Raw genomic sequence first — 4,963 nt, forward strand, 5'->3', positions numbered from 1 at the left:
GAAGGAGAATCTGGAATCGCATTTACCAAGAAATTGGGTTATGGTCTCTTGCTGCACGTCCGGGAATACTAGTGTTGGTGTTGGTGATCTTGATACGTATGGTTGGAGGAATGCAATCTTTGGAATGGATGTTCCTCGATACCATGTTACGTCTGCGTCCCGCAGAAAAACTCGATGAACGTGTAGTAATTGTGGGGATCGACGAAAAAGATATTGAATGGGTTAAGCAATATCCGGTTCCAGATGGGAAGATTGCAGAGTTACTCACCAAGCTGGAAACCTATAAACCGTTAGCAATTGGGCTGGATATATTCAAAAATGTTCCCGTTGAACCTGGTGGCGAACAACTCGCTAAGGTATGGTGGGAAAATACTAATATTATTAGTATTGAAAAAATCTTACCACCAGGACAGATTTCTCCACCCCGAAGTTTGCCACCTAAACAAATTGGATTTGTTGATTTATTTAATGATGCAGATAGTAAAAATCGACGCTATTTATTATATACAACGAACCCAAATAATAACAAAGAAGATAAATATTCTCTAGCGCTACAGTTAGTTACTAAGTACTTTAAAACAAAAGAAATTGAGTTGGAAACAGGGAAAAATGACCCGAATACAATAATGATTCAGGGGACTGAATTGCCTCGAATCACCGATAATTTTGGTGGATATGTGGGCATTAATCATGGGGATGGAGGATTGTCAATTTTGATAAATTTCCGCAACAATTATCAGCCTTTTCATGTTCTATCACTGCGCGATATTCTCAATCAGAAAAATGAGAACGTTTATGCAAAATTGTTGCGCGATCGCATTGTATTAATTGGCAACCGAAATCTCAGCGGCGGTGATATTTTTTATACATCTGCTTTGCCAACATTAGAATTAAAGGGTCAAATTTACGGTGTTGACTATCATGCTCACGTCATCAGTCAAATTCTCAGTACTGTAATCGATGGTCGCCCAATGTTGCACAGTTGGGGAGATATGGGAGAATACACATGGATAGTTATTTGGGGTTTTCTGCCGATTATTATCGGACGGCTTACCCAATCTGTCTGGAAAAATCTATTTAGTGTTGGTGTAGCGTCCGTTTGTCTGTTTAGCTACGGGTATGTGATGCTGTGGTTGTGGGGTGTATGGATTCCTGTAGCACCCAGTTTGATCATATTAGCTGTGAACGGGGTTGGCTTGAGTGCTTTTGCATTTTACCAGCACGATAAATTCTTGCGATCGCAAATTAACGAACGTCAAAATACAATTCAGCACACTTTTACCGTAATTCATAATGGTCCCCTACAAACCCTCGCCTATGGATTAAAGCACATGCGTGCTAAAGATTTACCCTATGAACAACTGCTTGGACAATTTGAAAAACTCGATCAAGAAATTCGGGAAATTGGCGAATTTCTCAAACTCGAAACATTAACCCCAGAAGAGAGTTTGCGTTTAGGAAGCGGATTGATCCTCGAATTGAACCGACCGCTTCATGATTTGTTATATGAAGTTTATTCAAGTACATTAGCTCGTAACGATTTTGAATATTTTAAAACATTAAAAGTAAAAATTCGCAATTTTGATCCGATTGATGATAAGTATTTAAGTAGGGAACACAAACGTAAAATTTGTCTCTTTCTGGAAGAAGCTTTGTGTAATGTTGGCAAACATGCCCAAGGAGTAAAGCGTGTTCAAGCAACGGGTGTTTATGGTGAAAGTCAATACAAGTTGTGCGTCAAAGATAACGGTTCTGGGATTCAATCAAAGCTCGAGAATAAAGGTACAAAACATTCTAAACTACTCGCAAAACAATTAGGAGGAGAGTTTCGACGGGAATCGCTTTCCCCTCGCGGAACAATATGCGAACTTAGTTGGAAACCTACGAAGGAATTTTAAGAAAGAATTCAGGAGTCAGGAGCCAGAATTCAGAATTTAATTCTGTGTGACTGGCGGATAAATAAACGGGTTTAAGTCTCCACTTTCTTGTTCTGAATTCTGAATTCTGAATTCTGTGTTCTTCTTCACAAGTTTCACATAACCATAGAATTATCAGCATTTACCATGAATCATCAATATTTTGGATTTTGGCAAAACAGCCGCAGACTTACAAGTTTAGTTGTGGGAGTGGTTTTTTTAATTAGCGCAATCCCCGCCTATGCTGAGTTTAAACCACGCGATCGCAAACCTGCCAGTGGATATTCCAGTGCGGGTGGTTCGCGTGGATGTTCGAGTAGCGGTATTCCTTTGACGCAACTTGCACCTGTGACATTTATCGGTAAAACTGCTTCCACACGTCCAATGCTTGCTTGGTATATGTCAAGTTCCCAAACCGTGCGATTTCGACTCTTTGAATTCGATTCACCGAAAACCGTTAAACAAATCGGCAAAGTTAAAGAAATACCAACAACAGTCGGGATCAATAAATTAAAACTTCCCGCCGATTATCCTGAACTAACTGTAGGTAAAACATATTTCTGGCAAATTGCAATTGACTGCGAAGCGCGTCCAATTGTTAGCAATGCAGAATTTACCGTCATCAATCCTCAATCACTAACAAAGAAACGATTTGCTAGTATCCCAGAAAGCATAAATTATTATGCTGAAAATGAACTGTGGTATGAAGCATTTGAAGAAGCATTGAAAGCAACCAGTAATGGTAAATTGGGTGAAACTGGAGCAACTTTAGTTCAAGAACTCGCACAGTCTGAAATTCCCACAGGAAGCGAAGTTGATCTCAAAATCATCAAACAACGCATCGAAGATATCCAGAGAATTATAAGCCAAAGAATATAGAGGAAGTAGGGAGAATAGAAATGGTGGAAATTTTGCGGTTTGGTGTAGCAGGATTGCTAGGGTGCGTGGGAGCGTTAGCGGAGCTTACCGTAGGTATCGCAGTTTCTATTCACCCTACTTTTGCTCAGTTAACTCCCGATAATACCCTTGGGATAGAGCGATCGCAAGTCGTTCCTATTAATCAAAATAATGACCGCATCGAGAGCGGTGCGGCTCGTGGCACTAACCTATTTCACAGTTTTCAAGATTTTAACGTAGGTGTTGGTCGAGGCGTTTATTTCGCTAATCCAGAGGGGATAACAAATATTTTTTCTCGCGTTACTGGTGGTAACTCATCGAATATTTTTGGGACTTTGGGGGTATTGGGTAATGCAAATTTGTTTTTGCTAAATCCCAATGGGATTGTGTTTGGGAAAAATGCGAGTTTAGATTTGCAAGGTTCTTTTTTGGGGACAACGGCAAGTAGTATAAAATTCGCTGATGGTAGAGAGTTTAGTGCAACTACCCCTCAAAACACATCTTTGCTAACTATCAGCGTTCCTCTGGGCTTACAATTCGGGGTGAATCCTGGAAAAATCACAGTACAAGGATCGGGTCATAATTTAACGTACAATCCATCAACTGCTGGAACCATTAGAACTGATGTTCCCGGATTGCAAGTACAACCAGGGAAAACCCTTGCACTTGTTGGCGGTGATATAAATTTAGAAGGTGGAAATCTGAGGGCTGAGTCTGGACAAATTGAATTAGGAAGCATCGTATCACCTGGTTTAGTTAGCTTGACGCAAAATGATTCAGGTTTATTTTTGGGATATTTAGGTGTAAATGCTTTTGGAAATATCCAGCTATCTCAAAAAGCCTCAGTTGATGTCAGTGGAGAGGGTGGAGGTTCTATTCAAGTACAAGCAGGGAAACTATCAGTGCGTGATGGTTCATCGTTTTTATCTATCACCACTGGTTCAAAACCTGGGGGAGAGTTTAATGTCAACGCTACCGAGTCAATAGAACTGATTGGAGAATCAGCAGACAAAAATTATGCCAGCAGCTTATATACAGAGTCTCAAGGTGCTGGTTCCTCTGGAGAGTTAAACGTTAATACAGGAAAATTAATCGCTACAGATGGAGCTTCTATTTCAACTTATATTGTATCTTCCGGTAATGGAGGAAATTTGAATGTCAAAGCTTCTGACTCTGTAGAATTGTTTGGCAGGGGTATATTTAGAAGTGGCTTTTATACAGGAACAAGTACTAGCAGTAGTGGAAATGCTGGAAATTTGAGTGTCGAAGCTAGAAGTTTGGCTATTAGTGGAGGTGCACTACTTTTTGCCATTAGCCCTGGAGAAGGAAATGCTGGAGATATTCAGATAAAAACAGATTCTCTCCAATCAACCAATGGGGCATTTATTAGTAGCAGTATCAATGGTAAAGGCGATGCGGGAAATATTACGATTGATGCTAATGATATTGCTTTTGATAGTGATAGTTCTATTGACAGCCAAGTGTTTACAGATGGTGTGGGTAAAGGTGGAAATATCTGGGTTAATACTGGAACCCTCTCATTATTGGGTGGTTCACAAATATCTACTAGAGTTTCCGGTAAAGGTGATGCAGGTAATATATTTGTTAATGCCCGCGACACAATTCAGCTAGATGGGATAGTTGGCTATTCGATTGCTGGTATCAAAAGTGATGTGATAACTGGAGGTGTCGGTAATGGTGGAAATATAGAAATCACAACTGGCTTGATGTCGCTGACAAATGGTGCAAATATTGATACAGGTACAAATGGAATAGGTAACGCAGGTAATATCACTATTAATGCTCGTGAAACTATTAATATAGAAGGTTTTGGGAAGATTTCTACTCAACAATTCGGAGAAGTAAAGTTACCCAGCCGTATTAGTAGTGACGTTAGTTTGGATGGTGTAGGTAAAGGTGGAGATATCCGCATCAATACCAGAGAATTATTCTTAAACAACAAAGGTAAAATAAGTGCTGATACCTTTGGGCTGGGTGATGGAGGTAATATTTTTATTCAAGCAGCAGAAAAAATTTCTCTCAGCGATACTAATAAGATTGGTTTCACTCAAATTAGTTCTACTGTTATTGATAAAGCCAGAGGCAATGCTGGCACTATCAATATTCAAGCTAGAGACTTATTATTAGAT

3 protein-coding genes are annotated in these 4,963 nt (G+C 39.8%); all 3 read left to right on the plus strand.

Annotation, left to right across the window (positions count from 1 at the left end):
* Positions 1-1,898: CHASE2 domain-containing protein (locus tag LC574_RS26475; protein ID WP_267871685.1), on the plus strand; the 1,898-nt coding region annotated here is incomplete at its 5' end.
* Positions 1,899-2,063: 165 nt separating this feature from the next.
* On the plus strand, positions 2,064-2,795 hold the full coding sequence (locus tag LC574_RS26480) for a DUF928 domain-containing protein (RefSeq protein ID WP_229456546.1): 732 nt from the start codon (positions 2,064-2,066) through the stop codon (positions 2,793-2,795).
* 20 nt (positions 2,796-2,815) lie between these two features.
* The coding region (locus tag LC574_RS26485) for a filamentous hemagglutinin N-terminal domain-containing protein (RefSeq protein WP_229456548.1) at positions 2,816-4,963 on the plus strand (2,148 nt) is incomplete at its 3' end.

Source organism: Nostoc sp. CHAB 5715, assembly GCF_020829685.1.
Classification (GTDB): Bacteria; Cyanobacteriota; Cyanobacteriia; order Cyanobacteriales; family Nostocaceae; genus Nostoc.

Bases quoted from the DNA above. Each gene is read 5' to 3' on its own strand.
- LC574_RS26480 (WP_229456546.1), top strand. From the start codon at position 2,064: ATGAATCATCAATATTTTGGATTTTGGCAAAACAGCCGCAGACTTACA.